This window comes from Mizugakiibacter sediminis, assembly GCF_000953855.2.
Lineage (GTDB): Bacteria > Pseudomonadota > Gammaproteobacteria > Xanthomonadales > Rhodanobacteraceae > Mizugakiibacter > Mizugakiibacter sediminis.
Map to the genome: position 1 here is coordinate 40,937 of NZ_DF970243.1, position 25,719 is coordinate 66,655.

The window sequence follows — 25,719 nt, forward strand, 5'->3', positions numbered from 1 at the left end:
CGCCGCGCGGCCGCGGCGCATCGGGTACCATATGGGGCTCCCCATGAGCCCCTTCCGGCCCCCGGCATGATCGTCCTCGACGGCCAGAGCGCCCTTTCGCCGTTCCGTCTCGACCGCCTCAACGCCAGCCTCGCCGCCGTCCAGCGCGGCGTGCGCGTGAGTGCCGCCTGGTTCGCCTACTTCGTCGACGCGCCGCAGGCGCCGGACGGCGCCGCGCGCGCGCGCCTGATCGACGTGCTGGAAGCGAAGCCGGCGGCGCCGGCCGCGGCCACGCTGTGGGTGGTGCCGCGCCTCGGCACGATCTCGCCGTGGTCGTCCAAGGCCACCGACATCCTCAAGGGCTGCGGCTTCGACGTGAAGCGCGTCGAGCGCGGCGTCGCCTTCCTGCTGGAAGGCCTGCCGCCCGAGGGCGCGCCGAAGCGCGCCGCGCTGCTGCGCGCGCTGCATGATCCGATGACGCAGTCGGTGCTGACCGCGCTGGCCGACGCCGAACACCTGTTCCTCGCCGGCAGCCCCGGTCCGCTGGGGCGCATCGCCCTCGGCGACGACCCCCAGGGCGCGCTGCAGCGCGCCAACCGCGAGCTCGGCCTGGCGCTGGCCGCCGACGAGATCGCCTATCTCGCCGACGCCTACCGCGCGCTCGGCCGCGATCCGACCGACGCCGAGCTGATGATGTTCGCGCAGGCGAACTCCGAGCACTGCCGGCACAAGGTGTTCAACGCGAGCTGGACGGTGGACGGCGCGCCCGCGCAGGAATCGCTGTTCGCGATGATCAAGCACACCCACGCCAGCGCGCCCGCGCACACGCTGTCCGCCTACAAGGACAACGCCGCGGTGATCGAGGGCAGCGTCGGCAAGCGCTTCTTTGCCGATGCCGCCGACGGCGTCTGGCGCGCGCACGCCGAGACCATCGACTACGCGATCAAGGTGGAGACGCACAACCACCCGACCGCGATCGCGCCGTTCCCCGGCGCCTCCACCGGCGCCGGCGGCGAGATCCGCGACGAGGGCGCCACCGGCCGCGGCGGCAAGCCCAAGGCCGGCCTGACCGGCTTCTCCGTCTCGCACCTGCGCATCCCCGGTCTGCCGCGGCCGTGGGAAGGCGAGCGGCCGCTGCCGCCGCGCATGGCGAGCGCGTTCGAGATCATGCGCGACGGCCCGCTCGGCGCCGCCGCCTTCAACAACGAGTTCGGCCGCCCCGCGCTGGGCGGCTACTTCCGCACCTTCGAGCAGGAAACCGGCGAGCCCGGCGTGCGCCGCGGCTACGACAAGCCGATCATGATCGCCGGCGGCCTGGCCAACCTGCGCCGCATGCACGTCGCCAAGGGCAAGCTGGAGCCGGGCGACAAGGTGGTCGTGCTGGGCGGCCCGGCGATGCTGATCGGCCTGGGCGGCGGCGCCGCCTCGTCGATGGCCTCGGGCACCAGCAGCGAGGAACTCGACTTCGCCTCGGTGCAGCGCGACAACCCGGAAATGCAGCGCCGCTGCCAGGAAGTGATCGACGCCTGCTGGGCGCGCGGCGAGGCCAATCCCATCGTCAGCATCCACGACGTCGGCGCCGGCGGCCTGTCCAACGCGATCCCCGAGATCCTGCACGACTCCGGCGTCGGCGGCCGCATCGACCTGTCCAAGGTGCCGTGCGACGACCCGCACCTGTCGCCGATGCAGGTGTGGTGCAACGAATCGCAGGAGCGCTACGTGCTCGGCCTGCGCGCCGCCGACCTGCCGCTGTTCAAGGCGATCTGCGAGCGCGAGCGCTGCCCGTACGCCGTCGTCGGCGAAGCCACCGAAGAGCGGCGCCTCGTCGTCACCCGCTCTTCCGAGTCCCGAGCGCCGAGCCCCGAGTCCCGCGAGGTCGTGATCGACCTCTCGCTGGACACGCTGTTCGGCAAGCCGCCGCGCATGCACCGCGATGCCACGCGCAGGAAGCCGCGCGTCGACCTGGTGCCGGATCTTTCCAGCATCACCCTCGACGAGGCGATCGAGCGCGTGCTGCGCCTGCCGGCGGTGGGCAGCAAGTCGTTCCTGATCACCATCGGCGACCGCACCGTCGGCGGCCTGTCCGCGCGCGACCCGATGGTCGGCCCCTGGCAGGTGCCGGTGGCCGACTGCGCGGTGACGCTGGCCGACTTCGAAGGCTACGCCGGCGAGGCGATGGCGATGGCCGAGCGCACGCCGGTGGCGCTGCTCGGCAGCGCCGATGCCGCGCGGCTCGCCGTCGGCGAGGCGATCACCAATCTCGCCGCCGCGCCGATCGCCGATCTCGGCGAGGTGCGCCTGTCGGCGAACTGGATGGCCGCGGTCGGCCAGCCCGGCGAGGACGCCGCGCTCTACGACGCCGTGCAGGCGGTGGGCAAGGCGCTGTGCCCGGCGCTCGGCATCGCCATCCCGGTCGGCAAGGACTCGCTGTCGATGCAGACGGTGTGGAAGGACGGCGCGCAGGAACAACGCACGGTGGCGCCGGTGTCGCTGATCGTGACCGCCTTCGCGCGCATCGCCGACGCGCGCCGCACGCTGACGCCGCAGCTGCGCCTCGACCAGGGCGAATCCGAGCTGTGGCTGCTCGACCTCGGCGCCGGCCGCGACCGCCTCGGCGGCTCGGCGCTGACCCAGGTGTTCAACCGCGGCGGCGGCGTGCCTCCCGACCTCGACGATCCCGAGCGGCTGAAGGCGTTCTTCGCCGCGATCCAGGAAGCCAATCGCGCCGGCCTGCTGCTGGCCTACCACGACCGCTCCGATGGCGGCGCGATCGTGACCCTGCTGGAGATGGCCTTCGCCGGCCACGTCGGCCTGGAGATCCACCTCGACGGCTGGGCCGAGAACACGCTGCGCGCGCTGTTCAACGAGGAGCTCGGCGCCGTGGTGCAGGTGCGCACGCGCGACCACGACGCGTTCGTCACGCTGCTGGCGAAGCACGGCCTCACTGCGCTCGCCCACGTGATCGGCCGGCCCAAGGAAAAGCTCGGCATCAAGCTGCGCCTTGCCGGCGACCCGGTGGCGAAGTGGAACTGGACGCAGCTGATCACCGCGTGGACCGAGACCAGCCACGCCATGCAGCGCCTGCGCGACAACCCGGCCTGCGCCGACATGGAGCGCGTGTGGCGCACCGACGACGCCGATCCGGGCCTCAGCCCCAAGCTCGGCTTCGATCCGGCCGAGGACGTCGCCGCGCCGCACGTCGCCCGCGGCGCGCGCCCGCGCGTGGCGGTGCTGCGCGACCAGGGCGTCAACGGCCAGGCCGAGATGGCGGCGGCGTTCACGCGCGCCGGCTTCGAAGCGGTCGACGTGCACATGACCGATCTGCAGAGCGGGCGGTGCAACCTCGCCGACTTCGTCGGCTTCGCCGCGCCCGGCGGCTTCTCCTACGGCGACGTGCTCGGCGCCGGCCGCGGCTGGGCCACCTCGATCCTGTACAACGAGGCGCTGCGCACGCAGTTCGAGCTGTTCTTCGCCGATCCCCGGCGCTTCGCGCTGGGCGTGTGCAACGGCTGCCAGGCGCTGGCGGAGCTGGCGCCGATCATCCCCGGCGCGGCGCATTGGCCGCGCTTCAAGCGCAACGCTTCCGAGCAGTACGAGGCGCGCCTGGTGATGGTCGAGGTGCTGGATTCGCCGTCGATCTTCTTCCGTGGCATGGAAGGCTCGCGCATCCCGGTGGCGGTCTCGCACGGCGAGGGCCGCGTCGAGTTCGCGCACGACGCCAAGCCCACCAAGAGCGGTGCCTGCCTGCGCTACATCGATAACCGCGGCAAGCCGACCGAGAACTACCCGCTCAACCCGAACGGCTCGCCCGGCGGCTACACCGGTTTCACCGCCGCCGACGGCCGCGTCACCATCCTGATGCCGCATCCCGAGCGCGTCGCGCGCAGCGTGCAGATGAGCTGGCATCCCGACACCTGGGGCGAGGACTCGCCGTGGATGCGCATGTTCCGCAACGCGCGGGCGTGGGTGGGGTGAGCGCCTCCGTGCCGCGCGCCGCCGCGCGCGTGCGTGCGCTCGCCACGCTCGGTCTGCTGGCGCTGACCGCGGTGTGGGGCTCGACCTTCGTGCTGATCAAGGACGTGGTCGGGCGCATGCCGGTGGCGGACTTCCTCGCCGTGCGCTTCGCCATCGCCGCCGCGGCGATGGCGCTGCTGTTCGCGCGGCCGCTGCGGCGCATGTCGCGCCTGCAGGTCGGCCGCGCGCTGCTGCTCGGGACGGTCTACGGCGCCGGCCAGCTGCTGCAGACCTGGGGCCTGGCGCTGATCTCGCCCAGCGTCAGCGGCTTCGCCACCGGCATGTACGTGGTGTTCACGCCGCTCCTCGCCACCGTGCTGCTGCGCCAGCGTCTGGCCGGCGTGGTGTGGCTGGCGACGCTGATGTCGCTGGCCGGGCTGGCGCTGCTGTCGCTGCGCGGCTTCGAGGTCGATCTCGGCGTATGGCTGACCTTGGCCTCGGCGCTGCTGTACGCGCTGCACATCGTCGGCCTCGGCCACTGGTCGCGCGCCGACGAGGCGTTCGGCATGTCGGCGGTGCAGACGATGGCGATCGCGCTGGTGTGCATGCTCGCCACCGCGCCGCACGGCCCGGTGCTGCCGCCGGACCGCGCCGCCTGGATCGCCGTGCTGTACATGGCGCTGGTCGCCGGGGCCGGCGCGATGCTGATGCAGACCTGGGCGCAGGCGCACCTGTCGGCCACGCGCACCGCGATCGTGATGACCACCGAGCCGGTGTTCGCCGCCGCCTTCGCCGTCGCCTTCGGCAGCGACGTGTTGAGCTGGCGCATGCTCGCCGGCGGCGCGCTGGTGCTGGCGGCGATGTACCTGGTCGAGCTGATGCCGCGCCGCCGCGGCAAGGCCGACGCCGCGCTCACCGCGGAGGCGGTGCATCACGAGGTCTGAGCGTCGGTTAGCGCTGCTTCGTCCAGTTTGAGATTGCCGGGCAATGACGCGAGTCGGGGTGGGCGAAGGCCGCCTGCGTTTCCGCCGCGGTCAGGGCTTCGCCCCGCGCTTGGCGCGGAACGGGCTGTCCGGATACCACTGCGGCCACACGCCGCTCTTCGCCAGGCGCTGGCCGAGTTCGTAGTAGGCCTGGGTGTCCTCGAGGATGCCGTCGACGTTCCAGTTCGGGTCGAACACGTCGTTCGGCGTGTGGTAGCGGTGCGCGGTGTAGTCGGCTGCCGCGGCCTTGCCGGCGGCCTCGCCGCCGTTCAGCAGGTCGAGGCCGGAGCTGGCCAGCATCGCCGGCACGCCGGCCTTGGCGAAGTTGAAGTGGTCGGAGCGGAAGTAGAAGCCGTTCTCCGGCGTGGTCTCGGCGGAGATCACGCGGTCCTGCGACTTCAGCACGTCGGCCAGCAGGTCCTCCAGCTGCGACTGGCCCTTGCCGATCACGGTCATGTCGTGCGCGCGGCCGATCGGCGGCAGCGCGTCGACGGCGAGGTCGGCGACGGTCTTGTCCAGCGGGAACACCGGCTTTGCCACGTAGTACTTCGAGCCGAGCAGGCCGGACTCCTCCAGCGTCGGCATGAAGAACAGCACGCTGCGCTCGGGCGGCGTCGGCTGGTGGGCGAAGGCGTCGGCGATCATCAGCAGCATCGACAGGCCGGTGCCGTTGTCGACGGCGCCGCCGAACACCTGGTGGCCTTCGCGCTGCGGATCCATGCCGAGGTGATCCCAGTGCGCGGTGTAGATCACCGCCTCGTCGGGATGCGTGCTGCCCTTCACCATCGCCAGCACATTGCGCGACTCGAAGCGGCCGATGCGGTTCTTCAGCGTCAGCGAGGCGGCGGCCTTCAGCGGCACCGGCTTGAAGCCGCGCTGCGCGGCCTGCTTCTCCAGCGCGTCGAAGTCGAGGCCGGCGTCGGCGAACAGGCGCTTGGCGGCGTCGCGGGTCAGCCAGCCGGCCACCGGCAGGCGCGGCGCCGGATCGACGCTGGCGGGCAGGCCGAGCTGCGGGCCCGTGCCGCTGTTGACGACCACGCTCCACGGATAGCCGGCCGCTTCGTCGCTGGTGTGCACGACGAAACAGGCGGCGGCGCCCTGGCGCGCGGCCTCCTCGTACTTGTACATCCAGCGGCCGTAGTAGGTCATGGCGCGGCCGTTGAACAACTTGGGGTCGCCGGTGGCGAAGCCGGGATCGTTGACCAGCACGATCACCGTCTTGCCCTTGACGTCGACGCCCTGGTAGTCGTTCCAGTCCCAGTTGGGTGCGATCGCGCCGTAGCCGAGGAACACGATCGGCGAGTTCTTCAGGTCGACCCGCGGCTTGCCCTGCAGCGTCTCCACCATCATGTCGGTGCGGTTGGCGAAGCGGTCGCGCTTGCCCTTGGCCGTCACCGTCATGGCGACGTCGGTGTCGAGCAGCTCGGTCGACACCGTCGGCACGGTCTGGAACCAGCTGCCGTGGTCGCCGGGCTCGAGGCCCATGCGCTTGAACTGCTCGACCAGCCAGGCGGTGGTCTTCTGCTCGCCTTCGGTGCCGGGCTTGCGGCCCTGGAAGTCGTCGGAGGCGAGGGTGCTGTCGTAGCGCTTGAACGCCTCGGCATTGATCTGCGGCGCCAGCGCCAGCGGCGCGGGCATGGCCGGCGCGGCGGCGGTGCGCGCCGGCGGCGGCGTCGTTGCGGCGGGCGGGGCGCTCTGCTGCTGCTGGCAGGCGGCGAGGCCGAAGCCGGCGAGGCCGGCGAGGACGAAGGCGAGGTGGCGCATGATCGCTCTCCGGTGGTGCGGGGGACCGGGCGGTTCTAGCGCCGCCGGGCGGCGCTGTCCAGCGCCGCGGCGCGGAGAGGGCGCGATCAGAACTTCTTCGGCGGCGCCTGTTGCGGTGCGCTGCCCGGAAAGGCGCGGGTCGCATCGCCGGCGCCGAGGTAGCGCACCGCCAGCTGCCAGCGCTCGCCGGCCTTGCGCCAGACGTCGACCACGAAGTCCGTCGGCATGGCCTCCGCGCGCGAGTCGTCCGCCGGCAGCGTCAGCGTGAAGCTGACCACCGCCGTGTCGCCGTAGTCGTGCACGGCGAAGCGCTCCAGTGCGGCGTCGGCGAAGGCCGGCGGCAGGTGCGCCAGCCATGGCGCGCGCGGCGTGGGTACGTCGGGCGCGTTGGCGTCGCGCTGCTCGAAATCCTCGGCGAGGAGCTGCTTCAGGCGGGCGGCGTCGTGCGCGCGCACGGCATCCGCGAGCTCGCGTTCGAGGCCGGCGAACCGCATCACCGCGCGGCTGACCGTGGGAATGCGCGGCGCCCCCGCAGCGGGCGGCCGGGCGAGGGCGGCGGCGCCAGCGAGCAGCGCCGCCAGCGCGACGATGGGGAGCGGAATCCTGGACATGATGGCGGGTCCCGAAAAAAGCGGAGACGCCGGCACCGCGACGCGACAGGGGGGCGCGCCGCGGCGCCGACGCTCCGCCAAGACGATCAGTAGCGCAGCGCGCAGTAGCCGCCGCCGGCGTTCACCCAGTTCTGCTGGATCAGGTAGTCCATGCCGCCGAGGTTCATGTTGGCCTTGGAGCCGTTGGCGACCGTGTAGGTGGTGCCGAAGGTCCAGGCGCACTTGTCGGCGTTCTCCTGGCCGCGACGGTCGTACCAGGCGTTCAGGTCCGGATCGGTGACCGCTTCCTCCAGCTCATGGGCGATGATGCTGGCCATGCCGTCCGCGCCGGCGTTGCCGTTCGGGCCGGTGGTCTGCGCCGCGCACGAGCTCGGGCAGCGGTCCGGGTTGCCGACGAACGCGTACTTGATGTCGGAGCCGAGGATCGAGCCGTGGGTGTGCCAGCCGCAGTACTGCGTGCAGAAGCCGGAGGTTTCGTTGACGTCCGCCGAAGTCAGCACGAAGTACACCGCGTTGGTGTCCTTGGGCAGCGCGCCCGAGCCGATCGCGCTGCTGACGATGGCCTGGATGTCGGCGTCGGCCAGCGCGGTGCCGTGCGAATAGTTGTCGTTGGTCGACTTGATGTAGGCGACCGCGTTGGAGACGTGGCGGTTGCTGCCGTCGTAGTAGGTGGTGTTGATGTTGTAGTACGGCGAACCGCCGATCGACTGCGCCAGGTTGGTCAGGATCGAGGTGGCGGTGTTGCCGGACCAGTTGCCGTACCAGATGTAGTAGACGTTGGTGGTGCCGAGCATCACCGGGCCGCCGTGATAGGAGATGCCGTTGCTGCTGGCGCCGCCGGTCGGCTTGGCGAACGACGACGGATGCGCGAACGGCACGCCGTAGCCCTTGCCGGTCGGCACCAGTTCCTGCTCGTGGCCGTTGGCCGCCTGCAACACCGTGGCGGCCTGCGCGGCGCCGAACAGCAGCAGCGCGGACGCGATGCAGGAAACGATAACGCTCTTGTGAAGACGCATAAGCCCCAAACTCCCCAGATGATGGTTGTGCAGCATCGGGGTCAAGCCGTCGCTGTCGGTGTGTCCCTGTGTGGCGCATCCGGGAGTTCCGCCGGCGGCGCAGCACGCCGCCATCCGCCGCGGCGCCGCGCCGCCTGCGCACGACAGGCCGGCGGCGGCGACGCCGCGGCGGATGCCCCTGACGAAATCAGCCCAAAGAAGCCCGAGTCCGTACTTTGGTGTTGTGTCCCGGCGGCAAAGATCCGTCGCGCGGCCCCGCCCGGCCGTTGCGCGACGACGACAGCAGAACAGCCCCCCGCCGCGGCTTATAGGGCCTGGCGCCGGTCCGGGGGAATAGGAATTTTTCCTAGACCGGCCCGGCGCTTGGGGTCCAACCGAACCCTTACGGCGCGAATGCTAGACTCGACCGGCAATGCGGTCTGCTGCCGTTCGCGGCAGCGCCAAGGGCGGGGTGCGATGGCCATCGACGTGGTCGCGGACAAGACGGAAGCGGGCAGCGACGAGGCGCGCGTCTGCGCGCGCCTGGTCGAGCGCGGGCGGCTGAAGGAGGCCGATCTGGCGCGCGCGCGCCGCCTCCACGAGGAGGCGCCCGACGGCACCCTGACCGCGCTGCTGACCCGCCTCGGCCTCGTCTCCGAGCGCGACATGGCGGAGGCCTGGGCCGAGCTGCTGGACCTGCCGCTGCTGGCCGTCAAGGACGCGCCGGAGGCGCCGCCCGAGCTGGCGCTGCCGGTGCGTTTCCTCAAGCAACACCACGTGGTGCCGCTGGCCGAGCGCGACGGCGCGCTGGAACTGCTGGTGGCCGATCCGGCCGATCCCTATCCCGCGCAGGCGGTGGCGCTGGCCGCCGGCAAGCCGGTCGTGCTGCGCGTCGGCGTGCGCGCCGAGGTCGACGACCTGATCGAGCGCTACTACGGCCAGGGCCGCTCGGCGATGGGCGCCATCGTCGAGAACCTCGCCGAGGAAGGCGCACGCGGCGAGGACGACATCGAGCACCTGCGCGACCTCGCCTCCGAGGCGCCGGTGATCCGCCTGGTCAACCTGCTGATCCAGCGCGCGGTCGAGCAGCGCGCCTCCGACATCCACATCGAGCCGTTCGAGAGCCGCCTGAAGGTGCGCTACCGCATCGACGGCGTGCTGCACGAGGTGGAGTCGCCGCCGGCGGCGTCCACCGCGGCGGTGATCAGCCGCGTCAAGATCATGGCCAAGCTGAACATCGCCGAGCGGCGCCTGCCGCAGGACGGCCGCATCATGCTGCGCGTGCAGGGCAAGGAGCTCGACCTGCGCGTGTCGACGGTGCCGACCAGCTTCGGCGAGTCGGTGGTGATGCGCATCCTCGACCGCGGCAACGTGGTGTTCGACTTCGAGGCGCTCGGTTTCACCGAGCCGCTGCTGTCGCGCTTCATCGGACTGCTGGAGCGGCCGAACGGCATCCTGCTGGTCACCGGCCCGACCGGCTCCGGCAAGACCACCACGCTGTACACGGCGCTGTCGCGCATCAACACGCCGGACGTGAAGATCATCACCGTCGAGGATCCGGTCGAATACCAGCTCGAGGGCATCAACCAGATCCAGGTGAAGCCGGCGATCGGCCTCGACTTCGCCGGCGCGCTGCGCTCGATCGTGCGTCAGGACCCGGACGTGATCATGATCGGCGAGATGCGCGATCTGGAGACCTGCCGCATCGCCATCCAGTCCGCGCTGACCGGCCACCTGGTGCTGTCCACGCTGCACACCAACAGCGCCGCCGGCGGCGTCACCCGCCTGCTCGACATGGGCGTCGAGGACTACCTGCTCGCCTCCACCGTCAACGGCATCATGGCGCAGCGCCTGGTGCGCAGGCTCGATCCGGCCACCGCCGAGCCGTACGAGGCGCTGCCCGAGGTGATCGAGGAATTCCGCCTCGACCGCTACACCGACGCGCGCCCGATCCGGCTGTGGCGGCCGGTCGCCTCCGCCGCCAATCCCACCGGCTACTACGGCCGCACCACGATCATGGAACTGCTGGTGATGTCCGATCCGCTGCGCCGCCTGGTGATGCAGCGCGCCGACACCGGCCGCATCGAGGCGCTGGCGCGCGAGGAAGGCATGCGCACGATGTACGAGGACGGCATCGTCAAGGCGCTGGCCGGCATCACCACGATCGAGGAGGTGCTGCGTGTCACGCAGGAGGCTTGAGAGCGGGGCGCAGGCAAGCGGGAGCGCGAAGCGGGGGGCGCGGCCGGTCCCGCGCCGCGTTGGCGCACCCGCCACACCCTCCCTTCCCTGCACCCTTTGCCCTGCTCCCTGCTCGCGCTAGCCATGGCCCTGTTCCGCTACCGCGCCGTCGACGCCGCCGGCGAGATCCATGACGGCGAGATGGACGCCGCCTCGGTCGAGGAGGTGGTGGCGTGCCTGCAGGACCAGGGCCAGATCCCGCTGGACGCGCGCGCCGGCGGCGCCGAGGCGCGCGGCACGTTGGCCGCGCTGTTCCGCCGCCAGCCGCTGGGCGGCGCGCAGCTCGCGCAGTTCACCCTGCAGCTCGCCACGCTGCTCGGCGCCGGCCAGCCGCTGGACCGCGCGCTGCAGCTGCTGATGGACCTGCCGGAAGGCGAACGCGCGCAGCGTCTGATCGAGCGCGTGCGCGACCGCGTGCGCGGCGGCGCGACGCTGTCGGATGCGCTGGAGGCCGAGTCCGGCGCGTTCCCGCGCCTGTACGTCAGCATGGTGCGCGCCGGCGAGGCCGGCGGCTCGCTGGAGGAGACGCTGAAGCGCCTCGCCGAATATCTGGAGCGCAGCCGCGCGCTGCGCGAGACGGTGACGAACGCGCTGGTCTATCCGGCCTTCCTGCTCACCGGCGTGCTCGGCTCGCTGGTGCTGCTGCTGGCCTACGTGGTGCCGCAGTTCGTGCCGATCTTCGCCGACATGAACGTGGAGATTCCGCTGGTCACGCGCATCGTGATGGCGATCGGCACCACGCTGCGCGACTACTGGTGGCTGCTGCTGTTGCTGCTGGCCGGCGCCGGCTATGGGCTGCGCGCGCGGCTGCGCGACCCGGACACGCGGCGCGCCTGGGACGAGCGCCTGCTGCGCCGGCGCGTGATCGGCCCGCTGGTGCTGAAGGCCGAAACCGCGCGCCTGACGCGCACGCTCGGCACGCTGCTGAAGAACGGCGTCTCGCTGCTGGCCGCGCTGGGCGTGGCGCGCAACGTGGTCGGCAACCGCGCGCTGGCCGGCGCGCTGGACGCGGTCGCCGAGGAGGTGAAGGGCGGCGCCGGGCTGGGCCACGCGCTGGCGCAGAGCGGACACTTCCCGCGCCTCGCGCTGTCCATGATCGCGGTGGGCGAGGAGTCCGGCGCACTCGACGCGATGCTGCTGAAGGTCGCCGACACCTTCGATCAGGACGTGCGCAACACGCTCGACCGCCTGCTCGCCGCGCTGGTGCCCGTGCTGACCATCGTGATGGCGCTGCTGGTCGCCCTGATCATGCTGGCCGTGCTGCTGCCGCTGCTCAGCCTGACCGGCAGCATGGGCTGAATACGTCAACGGATAGGATGGGTGCACATGAATGTTTTCGATATGGGCGGGACGCGGGACTCGGGATTCGGGACTCGAGGAGAAGACCACGACGCCGCTGCGTCGAGCGCGCGGCTGGCGCCTGGCGTGCGGTGCCAAGGCGCGCAACCGCGTAACGCCTGGCGCTTCGCCGAGTCCGGAGTCCCGAGTCCCGGCCGTTTGCGCGGCTTCACGCTGATGGAGATGCTGGCGGTGATCGTGCTGCTCGGCATCGTCGCCGCGATCGTCGTCACCCAGGTCGGCAAGAACGTCGACAAGGGCAAGTACGGCGCCGGCAAGGCGCAACTGGCCACGCTCGGCGTGAAGATCGAGAACTACGCGCTCGACAACGGCACGCCGCCGCGCCAGCTCTCCGACCTGGTGAGCAAGCCCGCCGACGCGCCGCACTGGAACGGCCCCTACGCCAAGGCTTCCGACCTGATCGATCCGTTCGGCCATCCGTTCGGCTACAAGTACCCAGGCACGCACGGCAGCTTCGACCTGATCTTCTACGGCCAGGACGGCCAGCCCGGCGGCGACGGCCTCAACGCCGACGTCGGCAACTGGCAGTGAGGCGCCGCTGACGCGGCGTTCCCGGTGCTCACGATCGGACGCCCGCGCCGCGCCGAACGCCCGTCGATCCCGCGGCGCGCCGCGCGCGGCTTCACGCTGCTGGAGCTGCTCGCCGTGATCGTGCTGATCGGCATCGCCATCAGCGTCGCCGCGGTGGCGACCAGCCGCGGCCTGGCCGGCGCTCGCGTCGCCGCGGCCGGGCGCGATCTCGCCGCGGCGCTGCGCTGGACGCGCACGCAGGCGATCGTGCAGCAGCGCGAGCAGGTGTTCGAACTCGACCTCGCCGCGCTGCGCTACCAGGTGCCCGGCCGCGACGCGGTGGCGCTGCCGCCGGGCATGCGCGTCGAGCTGACCACCGCCGCGCGCGAACGCATCGACGCGCGCCGCGCCGGCATCCGCTTCTATCCCGACGGCAGCTCGACCGGCGGCCACATCACGCTCACGTCCGGCGCGCGCGCCTGGCGCGTCGACGTCGGCTGGCTGACCGGCACGGTCAGCCTGGAGGACGGGGTGCCGCGCCCCGCATCGTCATGATCGGGACTCGGCGAAGGGCAGGGCGCGACGCGGCTTCGCACTCCGAAGAGATGCGCGGCGCGCCGGTCATGCGCTCGGCGCATCGGCCTGTAAGGCTTGTCCTCCAGTCCCGGGTCCCGCGTCCCGGGTCGCGGCTGCCGCGCGGCTTCGGCCTGCTCGAACTGGTCGCCGCGCTGGCGCTGTTCGCCGTTGCCTCGGCGGTGCTGTACGGCACGCTCGCCGCTTCGCTGCACGGTGGCCAGCGCGCCGTCGAGATCAGCGCGGCGACGCTGTGGGGCGAATCGTTGCTGGACACGCTGGGCACGGATGCGCCGTTGCGGCCCGGCGTGCGCGAAGGCCGCTTCGATGCGCGTTATCGCTGGCGGCTGACGGTGGCGCCGTGGCAGCCGCCGCAGGCCGCCGCCTCGCCGCTGCCGTCGCCGATCGCGCTGTACCGCGTCGACCTGGAGGTGCTCTGGGATGGCGCGGCCGGGCCGCAGCGGATCCGCTTCGGCACCTTGCGCGCGCTGACCGCGCCTGCCGCCGGCGCCGTCGGAGGCGGGCCATGACGCGCGCGCGCTTGGGCCGCGACCGCGCGCGCGGCTTCACGCTGTTCGAAGTGCTGCTGGCGATCGCGCTGCTGGCGGTGCTGCTGGCCGGCGTCTGGGGCGGGCTGAGCGCGGCGACGCGCGCGGTGCGTTTCGGCGACGCCCGCGACGCGCGCCTCGATGCCATGCGCGCCACCCAGGATTTCCTGCGCCGCCAACTGGCGCAGGCGCTGCCGCTGCCCTACGCGACCGATCCGCGCGGCGGCCAGCCGGAAGTGTTCGACGGCGCCGCCACCCGCATGCGCTTCCTCGCGCCGCTGCCCGGCTACCTGTCGCGCGGCGGCCCGTATCTGCAGACGCTGCAACTGGTGCGCGACGGCGACGGCTATGCGTTGACCCTCGACTACGCGCCTTGGATGGGCGCCGACGCGCGCGCGCCGCAGTCGCGCGAACCGCCGGAAGTGCTGCTGACCGGCATCCGCGGCGGCCGCTTCGCCTACCGCGGCATCGGCAGCGACGGCCGCATGGGCGAGTGGACGCCGGCCTGGCCGCGCGCCACGCGCCCGCCGGCGCTGGTGCGCATCGAACTCGATCTCGGCGGCCGCGACCGCATCGACTGGCCGGTGCTGGAGGCGCCGCTGCGCGTGGGCGGCGGCGCGACCGGGCCGGCGGCGTTCAATTACGGGAGGCGGCGATGAACGCGGTGCGCGGCGTCGCCCTGCTGGTCGTGCTGTGGGCGGTCGCGCTCGCCGCGATCCTGCTCGGCGGTTTCGCGGCGATGGCGCGCACCGAGATCGTGCAGGCGCGCTACCAGCGCGATCACGCCGAGGCGCGCTACGCCGCCGAGGCCGGGCTGGCGCGCGCGGTGGCCGCGCTGCGCGAGAACGATCCGGCGCGGCGCTGGATTCCCGATGGACGCCCCTACACGTTCCGCTTCGAAGAAGCCGAAGTGCGGGTGGAGGTGACCGACGAATCGGGCAAGCTCGACCTCAATGCCGCCGACGCGCCGGCGCTGCGCCGGCTGTTCGCCGCCGCGGGCGCCGATCCGGCGCGCGCCGAGGCGCTGGCCGACGCCGTGCTGGACTGGCGCGACGCCGACGACCTGGTGCGCGCGCACGGCGCCGAGGCCGAGGCCTACCGGCGCGCGCACCTGCCGTACGGCCCGCGCAACGGCCCGTTCGTGACGCTGGACGAACTGCGCCGGGTGCTGGGCATGGACGCGGAGCTGTACCGCCGCGTGTCGCCGGCGCTGACCCTGTGGTCGGGCCGCAACCTGCCCAATCCCGCCTACGCGTCGGCGCTGGCGCTGCAGGCGCTGGGCGGCATCGACGCCGCGCGCGCTGCCGGCCTGGTGACCGCGCGCCGCCAGCCGGAAGCCGCGCAACAGGGCCTGGCGCCGTTGCTGGGCGATCTGCCCGGCGCCGCCGCGCTGATGGCGGCCGGCAGCAGCTTCACGCATAGTATCCGCGCGGAAGCGACGCTGCCCGACGGTGCGCGCGCGGTACTGCATGCCACCGTGCGCTTGCAGGGCGGGCTGGCCGGTGCGCCGCCCTATGTGGTGTTGCGCTGGCAGGAAGGGGAGGAAGGATGAAGGCGGCCATACCGCCGGCGCTGGCGGAGCCCTTGGAGCGCGCACGGCAGGCCTGGCGCCATTCGCCGCTGCCGCGCTTCCTGGCCTGGTGGGGCGGCGAGCTTGCCGCGTGCCTGCCGGCGCCGCTGCGCGCCTGGCTGGCGCGCGGGCCGGAACTGCGCCTGCTCGAGATCGACGGCGACACCCTGCGCGTCAGCCGTGCCGGCGATCCGGCGCCATTGGCGCGCATCGACCTGACGCAGCCGGCCGAAGTGCAGCGGGCCGCGCTGCGCGAGGCCTGTGCCGGCGTCGCCGCGCCCGATCTGCGCCTGGTGCTGTGCCTGCCGGCGGCGCAGGCGCTGCTGCGGCGCGTGACGCTGCCCGCCGCCACCGCGCAGCGTCTGCGCCAGGTGCTGGCCTTCGAGATGGACCGGCAGACGCCGTTCCGCGCCGAGCAGGTGCACTACGACCAGCGCGTGCTCGACCTCGCCGCCGACGGCCGCACGCTGACCGCCGAGTTCGCGCTGGCGCCGCGCGCCGCGCTCGATCCGCTGGTGGCGCGCGTCGAGGCGCTGGGGGCCGGGCTGGACGCGGTGGACGTGCGTGGCGCCGACGGCGTGCGCCTCGGCTTCAACCTGCTGCCGCCGGAGCGCCGCGCGGCGCGTCCGCATCCGCGGCGCAGGCTCAATTTCGCCCTGGCCGGCGGCGCCCTGCTGCTGCTGCTGCTGGCGATGGCGCAATGGGTGGACAACCGCGAACGCGCGCTGGAGGCGATGCGCGCGCAGGTGGAGGCGATGCGCGGCGACGCCGAGCAGGTGGCGCGGCTGCGCCGCATGCTGGACGACAGCGCCAGCGCGGCCGGCTTCCTCGCCGCGCGCAAGCGTGCCGCGCCGTCGATGCTGGAACTGCTCGCCGATCTCAGCCGGCGCCTGCCGGCGACCACCTGGCTGGAGCGCTTCAGCGTCGATGCCGAGGGGCGCATCGGCCTGCAGGGCCAGGCCACGCAGGCGGCGGCGCTGATCGACCTGCTGAAGGATTCGCCGGTGCTGACCGAGCCGAGCTTCCAGGGCGTGATCCAGCCCGATCCGCGCACCGGCAAGGAGCGCTTCTATCTGGTCGCCAAGCTGCGCCAGCCCCGGGAGGCCGGCCGTGCGCCCGCTGCGTCCCGCTGAATCGCGCGCGCTGGCGCTGCTGCTGGCCCTGCTGGCGCTGGCGCTGGTCTATCTCGCGGCCGTGCACTGGTGGTTCGTCGCGCCGCAACTGCGCATCGCCGGCGAGATGCGCGACCTGCGCGAGCAGCAGGCGCGCTACGCCGGCATCATCGCCCAACGCGACGCCGTGCAGGCGCGCCTGAACGCGATGCAGCGCGGCCAGCGCGAGGATCGCGCCTTCCTGCCCGAGGCCGACCCCAACGCGGCCGCCGCGGCCCTGATGCAGCGCGCCATGGACGCGGTGCAGCGGCATGCCCGCGAGGGCCTCGGCTGCGACATGCCGCAGAAGATGCCGGTTTCGCGCGATCATGGCGACGAGCCGTACCGGCGGGTCAGCGTCAGCATCACCTTGCGTTGCGGAACCCAGCCGCTGACCGGCATCCTGTACGACCTGGAGACCGGCATGCCGTACCTGTTCGTCGACGAGCTGAGCGCCTACCGGCCGCCGGTCGCCGGCGGCGGCGACGCCGCGCCGCCGCGGCTGGAGGTGCAGTTCGTGTTGTCCGGCTACATCCGCCAGCCCGCCGCCGGGGCGACGCCGTGAACGCCGCCGACCACGTCCGCCTGACCCCCGTGCTGGCCGCGGCCTGCGCCGCGCTGGCGCTGTTGCTGGTCGCGCTGTGGGCCGGGCTGGGCCGCGGCGTGCGCTGGTTGGCGCCGCTGCCGGCTGCGCCGCTGGCCGGCGCCGGCCAGGCCGCCGCCGCCGCGCCGCGCCTCGGTCCGGTCGGCCTGTACGCCGCGGTCTGGCAGCACCCGCTGTTCAGCGAGGACCGGCAGCCCGAGCCCCAGGCCGCGGGCGGCGGCGAGACGGGACCGGCCATCGGCCAGCTGGTGCTGACCGGGGTGATGCTGACGCCGCAACTGCACGCGGCGCTGCTGCACGATACGTCCGGCAACAAGAGCTACGTCGTCCGCGAAGGCAGCGCGTTGCCCGACGGCAGCTGGACGCTGCACGAACTGAAGCCGCGCGGCGCCACCTTCGTCAACGCGCGCGGCGAGCGCGCCGAACTCGAACTCAAGGTCGCCACCGTCGGTCCGCAGCGCGGCGCGCCGCCGCAGGCGCCGGCGGCCGGGCCCGCGCCGGAGGCCGCGCCGAAACCCGAGCCGATGGGCGAGGGCGGCGTGCAGGTGCAGCAGGTCGAGCCGGCGTCCAGCGGCTCGATGCCCGAGGCGCCCGCGCCGATTCCGCTGCAGCCGCAATCGCAGGCACCCGCTTCCGCCCCGGCCGACGCCGCCGCCGAGGCGCGCGTCCAGGCCCTGAAACAACGCATCGAAGAGCGCCGCCGCCGCATGGAACAGCGACCGCAACCGCAGCCCGCCGAGGGAGGCACGCCGTGAACCCGCCGCGCATCATCCGCACTGCCGCCCTGGCGCTCGCCGTCGCGCTGGCCGGCTGCGCCAGCACCCGGGGGCCGACGCGCGACTATTCGCTCGAGCGCGAGGCGGTCGCCGGCACCGGCGCCACGGCGACGCCGCTGCCGCCGCCGGGGCCGCTGCGCGGCGAGGGCGCCGAGGAGCGCCGGGCCGGCGGCGCCGACGTGCGCCTCGGCAGCGGCCAGTTCGTCAACGCGCCGGCGGCGCGGCCGCTGCGGCCGGTCGAATCGGCCGGCGGCGGCCAGGTCGTGTTCAATTTCGAGAACCAGCCGATCCAGGCGGTGGTGAAGGCCGTGCTGGGCGACCTGCTGAAGGTCAACTACAGCATCGCGCCCGGCGTGCAGGGCAGCGTCACCTTCGCCACCGCGCAGCCGATCCGCAGCGACGAAGTGCTGCCGGTGCTGGAGATGCTGCTGTCGTGGACCGACAACGCGCTGGTGCGGCAGAACGGCCGCTACGTCGTGTTGCCGATCAAGCAGGCCACCAGCGGCTACCTGATGCCGGGCCTCGGCGCCGCCGCCCCCGCGGACGGCTTCGCCGCACGGCTGTATCCGCTGCGCTACATCTCCGCCACCGAGATGCAGAAGCTGCTGAAGCCGTTCGCGCGGCCCGAGGCCTTCCTGCTGGTCGACCCCGCGCGCAACCTGCTGGTGATGGCCGGCACCCCGGCCGAACTGGCGAGCTACCAGCGCACCGTGCAGATCTTCGACGTCGACTGGCTGCAGGGCATGTCGGTCGGCGTCTACAGCCTGCAGCACGCGCAGGTCGGCGACCTGATGCCCGAGCTGGAGAAGATGTTCGGCCCGAAGGGCGACACGCCGCTGGCCGGCATGCTGCGCTTCATCCCGATCGAGCGCACCAACGCGATCGTGGTGATCTCGCCGCAGCCGGCCTATCTCGAGGAGATGCGCGAATGGATCGCGCGCATGGACAACGGCGGCGGCAACGACGCCCAGCTCTACGTGTACGACGTCAAGAACGTCAAGGCGACCGACCTCGCCGGTTACCTCAACGCCATCTACAACGGCGCCGCGCCGCCGCAGCACGAGGCCGGCGCCGGCCGCGTCGGCCCCGGCCTGCAGGCGACCAGCATGAGCGGCGGCTACGACGGTACCGGCAAGCAGGGCGTCGGCGCGTTCGGCCAGCAGGACACGCTGCGCCCGCGCGGCGCCACGACGACCGCGGCGACGCCCGTGCCGGCCGCGGCGACGCCCGGCGACAGCGGCATGAGCTTCACCGCCGTCGACGAGAACAACCAGCTGCTGGTGCGCTGCCGGCCCGGGCAGTGGAGCGACATCCAGGCGGCGATCCGCCGTCTCGACACCGTGCCGCTGCAGGTGCAGATCGAGACGCGCATCCTCGAGGTGCAGTTGACCGGCGAGTTCCGCTTCGGCGTGCAGTGGTATCTCGGCGGCCTGATCGGCAACACCGACCAGACCGGCAACGCGCCGCCCAACGGCAACCAGTACGGTCGCCGCCACGCCGGCGCCGTCGGCCTCGGCGGCACCAAGTACAACGCTTCCACCGACGCGCTGTTCTACTCGTTCATCAGCAAGGACGTGCAGGGCGTGCTGCGCGCGCTGGAGTCGACCGGCAACACCAAGGTGCTGTCGGCGCCCTCGCTGGTGGTGCTGAACAACCAGGAAGCGACCATCCAGGTCGGCGACCGCATCCCGATCACCCAGACCTTCATCACTTCGACCACGGTCGGCACCACCAACGCCAGCGGCACCACCACCGTGCCGGCGCAGGGCGAGGTGCAGTACCTCGACACCGGCGTGATCCTCGACGTGATTCCGCGCGTCAATCCGGGCGGCCTGGTCTATCTCGACATCCAGCAGCAGGTGAGCACGCCGGGCACGCCGAACGTGCAGGGCAACCCGCCGATCTCGCAGCGCGCGATCAGCACGCAGGTGGCGGTGCAGAGCGGCGAGACCGTGCTGCTCGGCGGCCTGATCCAGCAGAACGAGGGCGTCAACGACAGCGGCCTGCCCTGGGTCAGCCGCGTGCCGGTGGTCGGGCGGCTGTTCGGCACCACCGACCGCACGCGCAACCGCACCGAGCTCTTGGTGCTGATTACGCCGCGCGTGATCACCAACAGCGCCGAGGCGCGGCAGGTCACCGACGAGTACCAGCGCAAGTTCGAGTCGCTGGCGCCGCTGCGCGTGGAGATGGAGCGCATCGGCCCGCCGGCGCCGCCCGCCCAGCCCGCGGCCAAGCCGCAGGACGGCGGGCCCTGAGCGCGCATGATGCGGGCGGCGCGCGCCGGCGCGTCCGCCCGCAGGCGGGGAAGCCGGCTTGAGCGCGCCGCGGGTCAGCGTGATCGTCGTCGCCGCCGACAGCGGCGCGACGCTGCTCGAGTGCGCCGCGCGCGCGCTGGCGAGCGAGGCCGTCGCGGAATTCGTGCTGGTCGACAACGCCTCCGGCGACGGCATGCCGGAAGCGCTGGAGCGTGCGCACGCCGGCGATGCGCGCCTGCGCGTGCTGCGCAACGGCGCCAACCTCGGCTTCGGCCCCGCGGTCAACCGTGGCGCGGCGCAGGCGCGCGGCGAGGCGCTGCTGGTGCTCAATCCCGACTGCCTGCTCGAGCACGACACCGTGGCGCGCCTGCTGGCGGTGCTGGACGCGCATCCGCAGGCCGGCCTGGTCGGCGCGGTGGTGTGCGATGCCGACGGCCGGCCCGATCCCGCCTCGCGCCGCCGCGATCCGCTGCTGCGCCGCGCGCTGATGACGCTGACCGGGCTGACCGCGCGCGAGGCCGCGGACGCGCGCTGGGCCGGCGTCAACGTGCCGGGGCCGATGCCGGCGGGCGTCTCCCGCGAGGAAGCGGTGTCCGGCGCGTTGATGCTGCTGCCGCGCCGCGTGTTCGCGGCGCTCGGCGGCTTCGACGAAGGCTATTTCCTGCACTGCGAGGACCTCGACCTGTGCCGGCGCGTGCGCGACGCCGGCTACGCGGTGCTGCTCGCCGGCGGCGTGCGCGTGCCGCACGCCAAGGGCGGCTCCAGCCGGCACCGTCCGGCCTTCGTCGCCTGGCACAAGCACCGCGGCATGTGGCGCTGGTTCCGCAAGTTCGATCCGGCGGCGCGCAACCCGCTGCTGGCCGGCCTGGTCTGGCTGGGGCTGTGGGCGCATTACGCACTGATGCTGCCGCGCTATGCGCTTTCGGCATGGCGGCACGGCCGGCGCGCGGCGTGAACGGCGCGTGCGCCGGCGCCCCGCCGTGTGCGCGGCCGCCGCGGTTATCCTGATGCGATGCCCTTTCCGGAGGCTGCGATGAACGCGTCCCCCTCCGCCGCGCACGCGCGCGGCTTCCGCTACTACGACCTGCTGGTCGGCGGCATGGTCGCCGTGCTGCTGTGCTCGAACCTGATCGGCCCGGCCAAGGTGTGCACGCTGACGCTGCCGCTGCTGGGCGCGCTCAGTTTCGGCGCCGGCAACCTGTTCTTCCCGATCAGCTACATCTTCGGCGACGTGCTGACCGAGGTGTACGGCTACGCGCGCGCACGCCGCGCGATCTGGGCCGGCTTCGGCGCGCTGGTGTTCGCCTCGCTGATGTCGCAGGCGATCATCCGCATGCCGCCCAGCCCGCTCGAGCCGTTCAACGCGCAGCTGCAGCCGGCGCTGGAGCTGGTGTTCGGCAGCACCTGGCGCATCGCGCTGGCCTCGCTGGTCGCCTACTGGCTGGGCGACTTCGCCAACTCGTTCGTGCTGGCGAAGATGAAGCTGTGGACGCGCGGCCGCTGGCTGTGGACGCGCACGATCGGCTCGACCGTGGTCGGGCAGGGCATCGACAGCCTGACCTTCTACCCGATCGCCTTCCTCGGCGTCTGGGAAGGGCAGACCATCCTCAAGGTGATCGTCTTCAACTGGGTGATGAAGGTGACCGTCGAGGTAGTGTTCACGCCGCTGACCTACGCCGTGGTCGGCTTCCTGAAGACCCGCGAGGGCGTCGACACCTACGACAGGCGCACGCACTTCACGCCGTTCAGCCTGAAGGACGAGGGCGAGGTGCGCCGCCTCGGCTGAGGCGCGGGCGCCTCGTTCAGCGGCAGCGGTTGATGGCGTCGCGCAGCGCCAGCGCGGCGTCGCGCGCGGCCTCGGCGTAGTCGGCGCCGGCCGAGGCGTACAGGATCGCCCGCGAGGAGCTGATCAGCAGGCCGGTGCCGGCGGCGCTGCGGCCGTTGCGCACCACCGCCCCGACGTCGCCGCCCTGCGCGCCGACGCCCGGCACCAGCAGCGGCATGTCGCCGACGATACGGCGCACGTCGGCCAGTTCCTCGGGATACGTCGCGCCCACGACCAGCAGGCAGTTGCCGTTCGCGTTCCACTCGCGCGCGACCGTCGCGGCGACGTGCTGGTACAGCCGGCGCTCGCCGCCGGCGGCGTCGCGCACGACGAGGTCCTGCAGGTCGCGCGCGCCGGGGTTGGAGGTGCGGCAGAGCAGCACCGCGCCCTTGTCGGCGCGGTCGAGGAAGGGCTGCACGGCGTCGCGGCCGAGGTAGGGATTCAGCGTCACCGCGTCGGCGCCGTAGCGGTCGAAGGCTTCCTCGGCGTAGTACGCCGCGGTCGAGCCGATGTCGCCGCGCTTGGCGTCGAGGATCACCGGCACGCCGGGATGCTGCGCATGGATGTGCGCGATCAGGCGCTGCAATGCTTCCTCGGCGCCGCGCGCGGCGAAGTGCGCGATCTGCGGCTTGAACGCGCAGACCAGATCGGCGGTGGCGTCGACGATCGCCGCGCAGAAGCGGAAGACCGCGTCCGGGTCGTCGCGCAACGCGGCGGGAAAGCGCTGCGGCTCCGGGTCGAGGCCGACGCAGACCAGCGAGTCGTTGCGCGCCCAGGCCGCTTCCAGCATCTGCATGAAGCCCATCGTCCCGCTCCCTCTGTCGCTCTCCGCCTCGGTCCGTCATTGCGACTCGCGCCGAAACGACGGGAGATCACGCCTTTCCCGAGTCCCGAGTCCTCATCCGATCTTCTTGAACCGCACGCGGTGCGGCTTGGCCGCTTCCTCGCCGAGGCGGCGCTTCTTGTCGGCCTCGTATTCCTGGTAATTGCCCTGGAAGAACTCGACGTGCGAGTCGCCCTCGAAGGCGAGGATGTGCGTGGCGATGCGGTCGAGGAACCAGCGGTCGTGCGAGATCACGATCGCGCAGCCGGGGAACTCCAGCAGCGCTTCCTCCAGCGCGCGCAGCGTCTCGACGTCGAGGTCGTTGGACGGCTCGTCGAGCAGCAGCACGTTGCCGCCGGCCATCAGCGTCTTCGCCAGGTGCAGGCGGCCGCGCTCGCCGCCGGAGAGTTGGCCGACGATCTTCTGCTGGTCGGCGCCCTTGAAGTTGAAGCGGCCGATGTAGGCGCGCGAGGGCGTCTCGTACTTGCCGACGGTGATGATGTCGGCGCCGCCGGAGATTTCCTGCCAGACCGTCTTCGCGCCGTCCAGCGCGTCGCGTGACTGGTCGACGTAGGCGAGCTTGACGGTGGGGCCGATCACGATCTCGCCGCGGTCCGGCTGCTCCTTGCCGGTGATCATGCGCATCAGCGTCGACTTGCCGGCGCCGTTCGGGCCGATCACGCCGACGATCGCGCCGGGCGGGATCTTGAACGACAGGTCGTCGATCAGCAGGCGGTCGCCGAACGCCTTGCTCACGCCCTTGAACTCGATCACCAGGTCGCCGAGGCGCTCGCCCGGCGGGATGTAGATCTCGTTGGTCTCGTTGCGCTTCTGGTAGTCGACCGAGTTCAGCTCCTCGAAGCGGGCCAGGCGCGCCTTGCCCTTGGACTGGCGGCCCTTGGCGGCGGAGCGCACCCATTCCAGCTCGCGCTCGATCGCGCGCTGGCGCGCCTTTTCCGCGGCCTCTTCCTGCTTCAGCCGCTGGTCCTTCTGTTCCAGCCACGAGCTGTAGTTGCCCTTCCACGGGATGCCGCGGCCGCGGTCCAGCTCGAGGATCCACTCGGCGGCGTTGTCGAGGAAGTAGCGGTCGTGGGTCACCGCGACCACGGTGCCGGGGAACTGCTGCAGGAACTGCTCCAGCCATTCCACCGATTCGGCGTCGAGGTGGTTGGTCGGCTCGTCCAGCAGCAGCATGTCCGGCTTGGACAGCAGCAGGCGGCACAGCGCGACGCGGCGCTTCTCGCCGCCGGAGAGGTGTTCCACCCGGGCGTCCCACGGCGGCAGGCGCAGCGCGTCGGCGGCGATCTCGAGCTGGCGCTCCAGCGTGTGCGCGTCGTTGGCGGCGAGGATGCCCTCGAGGCGCGCCTGCTCGGCGGCCAGCTTGTCGAAGTCGGCGCCTTCCTCGGCGTAGGCGGCGTACACGGCCTCGAGCTGCTTCTGCGCCTCGAGGATCTCGGACACGCCCTCCTCGACGCACTCGCGCACGGTCTTGCCGGGATCGAGCTGCGGCTCCTGCGGCAGGTAGCCGATCTTGATGCCGGGCTGCGGGCGCGCCTCGCCGTTGTATTCGGTGTCGACGCCGGCCATGATGCGCAGCACCGTGGATTTGCCCGCGCCGTTCAGGCCCAGCAGACCGATCTTGGCGCCGGGGAAGAAGGACAGCGAGATGTCCTTGATGATCTCGCGCTTCGGGGGAACGATCTTGCTCACCCCGATCATGGTGTAGATGTACTGCATGGACGCTCCGGACGGTGGCGGAGCCGCCGCGCCGGACAGACGGCGCGAAGCGGCGGAGACAAGCCCTTCATTATCGCCGAGCGGTCGCCGCTTCGCCACCGCGGCCTAGGCTCAAACCCCCGTCTCGGCTACCATTTCCGCCTTGGCCCACCGCCCCCGCCGAGGTTCCGAATGTTCTCCAGCAGCATGCGCATCGCCGGCTACGACGACGAACTGGCCCAGGCCATCGCCGCCGAAGCCCGCCGCCAGGAGGATCACGTCGAGCTGATCGCCTCCGAAAACTACGCCAGCCCGCGCGTGCTGGAGGCGCAGGGCAGCGTGCTGACCAACAAGTACGCGGAAGGCTATCCGGGCAAGCGCTACTACGGCGGCTGCGAGTACGTCGACGCCGCCGAGCGCCTGGCCATCGAGCGCGTCAAGCGGCTGTTCGACTGCGATTACGCCAACGTGCAGCCGCATTCCGGCTCGCAGGCCAACCAGGCGGTGTACTTCGCCCTGCTCGAGCCGGGAGACACCATCCTCGGCATGAGTCTGGCGCACGGCGGCCACCTGACCCACGGCGCCAAGGTCAACCTGTCCGGCAAGATCCTCCACGCCGTGCAGTACGGCGTGAACGCCGACGGCGTGGTCGACTACGCCGAGGTCGAGCGTCTCGCGCTCGAGCACAAGCCGAAGATGATCGTCGCCGGCTTCAGCGCCTATTCGCAGGTGATGGACTGGGCGCGCTTCCGCGCCATCGCCGACAAGGTCGGCGCCTACCTGTTCGTCGACATGGCGCACGTCGCCGGCCTGGTCGCCGCCGGCGTGTATCCGAGCCCGCTGCCGCACGCGCACGTGGTCACCTCGACCACGCACAAGACCCTGCGCGGTCCGCGCGGCGGCATCATCCTGGCGAAGAACGCCGGCGAAGAGATCGAGAAGAAGCTGCAGTCGATCGTCTTCCCCGGCATCCAGGGCGGCCCGCTGATGCACGTGATCGCGGCCAAGGCGGTGGCGTTCAAGGAGGCGCTGGAACCGGAGTTCAAGACCTACCAGCAGCAGGTGGTGAAGAACGCCAAGGCGATGGCCGCGGCCTTCATCGCGCGCGGCTACAAGATCGTCTCCGGCGGCACCGAGAACCACCTGATGCTGATCGACCTGATCGGCCGCGGCGTCACCGGCAAGGACGCCGAGGCCGCGCTCGGCCGCGCGCACATCACCGTCAACAAGAACGCCGTGCCGAACGACCCGCAGAAGCCGTTCGTCACCTCCGGCCTGCGCGTCGGCACTCCGGCCGTCACCACCCGCGGCTACCAGGAAGCCGACGTCGCCGAGCTGGCCAACTGGATGTGCGACGTGCTGGACGCGCCGAACGACGAGAGCGTGATCGCCGCGGTGCGCGCCAAGGTGACCGCGCAATGCAGGAAGTTCCCGGTTTACGGCTGAGGGCGGGAAACGAGTGAAGAGGAACGGGAAGTGAGCAGG

At 72.2% G+C, this 25,719-nt stretch carries 21 protein-coding genes; 16 read left to right on the forward strand and 5 right to left on the reverse strand.

The features are described 5' to 3' along the window. The first annotated feature begins 66 nt into the window (after nucleotides 1-66). Nucleotides 67-3,954: a phosphoribosylformylglycinamidine synthase gene (purL, locus tag MBSD_RS12735; protein ID WP_062537681.1), complete on the forward strand. Its 3,888-nt coding sequence runs from the start codon at nucleotides 67-69 to the stop codon at nucleotides 3,952-3,954. Then, a complete protein-coding gene (locus tag MBSD_RS12740) occupies nucleotides 3,951-4,877 on the forward strand; it encodes a DMT family transporter (protein WP_237071808.1) in 927 nt (308 codons plus the stop codon). Before purL ends, MBSD_RS12740 begins: the two co-directional genes overlap by 4 nt. Before the next feature lie 90 nt (nucleotides 4,878-4,967). Here the strand turns inward: MBSD_RS12740 and MBSD_RS12745 are convergent, their stop codons facing one another. The 3 genes from MBSD_RS12745 to MBSD_RS12755 form a co-directional block, all read right to left on the reverse strand. Continuing rightward, the gene (locus MBSD_RS12745) at nucleotides 4,968-6,680 is read right to left on the reverse strand and encodes a M28 family metallopeptidase (protein WP_062537682.1); all 1,713 of its coding nucleotides are present in this window, start codon (nucleotides 6,678-6,680) and stop codon (nucleotides 4,968-4,970) included. 86 nt (nucleotides 6,681-6,766) lie between these two features. Further along, complete coding sequence (locus MBSD_RS12750; protein ID WP_062537683.1) at nucleotides 6,767-7,291, reverse strand: nuclear transport factor 2 family protein; 525 nt, start codon at nucleotides 7,289-7,291, stop codon at nucleotides 6,767-6,769. 86 nt (nucleotides 7,292-7,377) lie between these two features. Continuing rightward, complete coding sequence (locus MBSD_RS12755; protein ID WP_062537684.1) at nucleotides 7,378-8,307, reverse strand: hypothetical protein; 930 nt, start codon at nucleotides 8,305-8,307, stop codon at nucleotides 7,378-7,380. Nucleotides 8,308-8,763: 456 nt separating this feature from the next. Between MBSD_RS12755 and gspE the strand changes: the two genes are divergently transcribed. The 13 genes from gspE to MBSD_RS12820 all read left to right on the forward strand — a co-directional run bounded on the left by gspE (nucleotide 8,764) and on the right by MBSD_RS12820 (nucleotide 21,656). Further along, complete coding sequence (gene gspE, locus MBSD_RS12760; RefSeq protein ID WP_062537685.1) at nucleotides 8,764-10,485, forward strand: type II secretion system ATPase GspE; 1,722 nt, start codon at nucleotides 8,764-8,766, stop codon at nucleotides 10,483-10,485. Between the two features lie 123 nt (nucleotides 10,486-10,608). Beyond that, nucleotides 10,609-11,823, forward strand: coding sequence for a type II secretion system inner membrane protein GspF (gene gspF / locus MBSD_RS12765; protein ID WP_062537686.1), 1,215 nt, complete (start codon nucleotides 10,609-10,611; stop codon nucleotides 11,821-11,823). 198 nt (nucleotides 11,824-12,021) lie between these two features. Continuing rightward, entirely contained in the window at nucleotides 12,022-12,414 is a 393-nt protein-coding gene (gene gspG, locus MBSD_RS12770) for a type II secretion system major pseudopilin GspG (RefSeq protein WP_237071809.1), read from the forward strand. Nucleotides 12,415-12,438: 24 nt separating this feature from the next. Continuing rightward, the gene (locus MBSD_RS12775) at nucleotides 12,439-12,948 is read left to right on the forward strand and encodes a type II secretion system protein (RefSeq protein ID WP_237071810.1); all 510 of its coding nucleotides are present in this window, start codon (nucleotides 12,439-12,441) and stop codon (nucleotides 12,946-12,948) included. 50 nt (nucleotides 12,949-12,998) lie between these two features. Continuing rightward, complete coding sequence (locus MBSD_RS12780; RefSeq protein ID WP_062537687.1) at nucleotides 12,999-13,496, forward strand: prepilin-type N-terminal cleavage/methylation domain-containing protein; 498 nt, start codon at nucleotides 12,999-13,001, stop codon at nucleotides 13,494-13,496. Further along, nucleotides 13,493-14,173, forward strand: a complete 681-nt coding sequence (locus MBSD_RS12785; protein WP_062537688.1) for a prepilin-type N-terminal cleavage/methylation domain-containing protein — start codon at nucleotides 13,493-13,495, stop codon at nucleotides 14,171-14,173. Before MBSD_RS12780 ends, MBSD_RS12785 begins: the two co-directional genes overlap by 4 nt. Then, entirely contained in the window at nucleotides 14,170-15,066 is an 897-nt protein-coding gene (locus MBSD_RS12790; RefSeq protein ID WP_062537689.1) for a type II secretion system minor pseudopilin, read from the forward strand. Before MBSD_RS12785 ends, MBSD_RS12790 begins: the two co-directional genes overlap by 4 nt. Continuing rightward, entirely contained in the window at nucleotides 15,063-16,217 is a 1,155-nt protein-coding gene (locus MBSD_RS12795; protein WP_062537690.1) for a PilN domain-containing protein, read from the forward strand. The genes MBSD_RS12790 and MBSD_RS12795 overlap by 4 nt, the downstream gene beginning before the upstream one ends. Continuing rightward, the gene (gene gspM / locus MBSD_RS12800) at nucleotides 16,195-16,800 is read left to right on the forward strand and encodes a type II secretion system protein GspM (RefSeq protein ID WP_062537691.1); all 606 of its coding nucleotides are present in this window, start codon (nucleotides 16,195-16,197) and stop codon (nucleotides 16,798-16,800) included. The genes MBSD_RS12795 and gspM overlap by 23 nt, the downstream gene beginning before the upstream one ends. After that, nucleotides 16,797-17,594 (forward strand): hypothetical protein, encoded by a 798-nt coding sequence (locus MBSD_RS12805; RefSeq protein WP_062537692.1) that lies wholly within the window; start codon nucleotides 16,797-16,799, stop codon nucleotides 17,592-17,594. Before gspM ends, MBSD_RS12805 begins: the two co-directional genes overlap by 4 nt. Continuing rightward, nucleotides 17,591-19,870 carry a type II secretion system secretin GspD gene (gene gspD, locus MBSD_RS12810; RefSeq protein WP_082306665.1) on the forward strand — a complete coding sequence of 760 codons (2,280 nt, stop codon included), beginning with the start codon at nucleotides 17,591-17,593 and terminating at the stop codon, nucleotides 19,868-19,870. Before MBSD_RS12805 ends, gspD begins: the two co-directional genes overlap by 4 nt. A gap of 58 nt (nucleotides 19,871-19,928) precedes the next feature. Then, nucleotides 19,929-20,825, forward strand: a complete 897-nt coding sequence (locus MBSD_RS12815; protein WP_062537693.1) for a glycosyltransferase family 2 protein — start codon at nucleotides 19,929-19,931, stop codon at nucleotides 20,823-20,825. Nucleotides 20,826-20,903: 78 nt separating this feature from the next. Continuing rightward, on the forward strand, nucleotides 20,904-21,656 hold the full coding sequence (locus tag MBSD_RS12820) for a queuosine precursor transporter (protein WP_062537694.1): 753 nt from the start codon (nucleotides 20,904-20,906) through the stop codon (nucleotides 21,654-21,656). Between the two features lie 16 nt (nucleotides 21,657-21,672). On the opposite strand, the gene pyrF is transcribed toward MBSD_RS12820, so the two are convergent. Further along, on the reverse strand, nucleotides 21,673-22,500 hold the full coding sequence (gene pyrF / locus MBSD_RS12825) for an orotidine-5'-phosphate decarboxylase (protein ID WP_062537695.1): 828 nt from the start codon (nucleotides 22,498-22,500) through the stop codon (nucleotides 21,673-21,675). 93 nt (nucleotides 22,501-22,593) lie between these two features. After that, nucleotides 22,594-24,255 (reverse strand): energy-dependent translational throttle protein EttA, encoded by a 1,662-nt coding sequence (ettA, locus tag MBSD_RS12830; protein WP_062537696.1) that lies wholly within the window; start codon nucleotides 24,253-24,255, stop codon nucleotides 22,594-22,596. Nucleotides 24,256-24,426: 171 nt separating this feature from the next. On the opposite strand from ettA, the gene glyA reads away from it, so the two are divergent. After that, nucleotides 24,427-25,680, forward strand: coding sequence for a serine hydroxymethyltransferase (glyA, locus tag MBSD_RS12835; RefSeq protein WP_062537697.1), 1,254 nt, complete (start codon nucleotides 24,427-24,429; stop codon nucleotides 25,678-25,680). Nucleotides 25,681-25,719 lie beyond the last annotated feature (39 nt).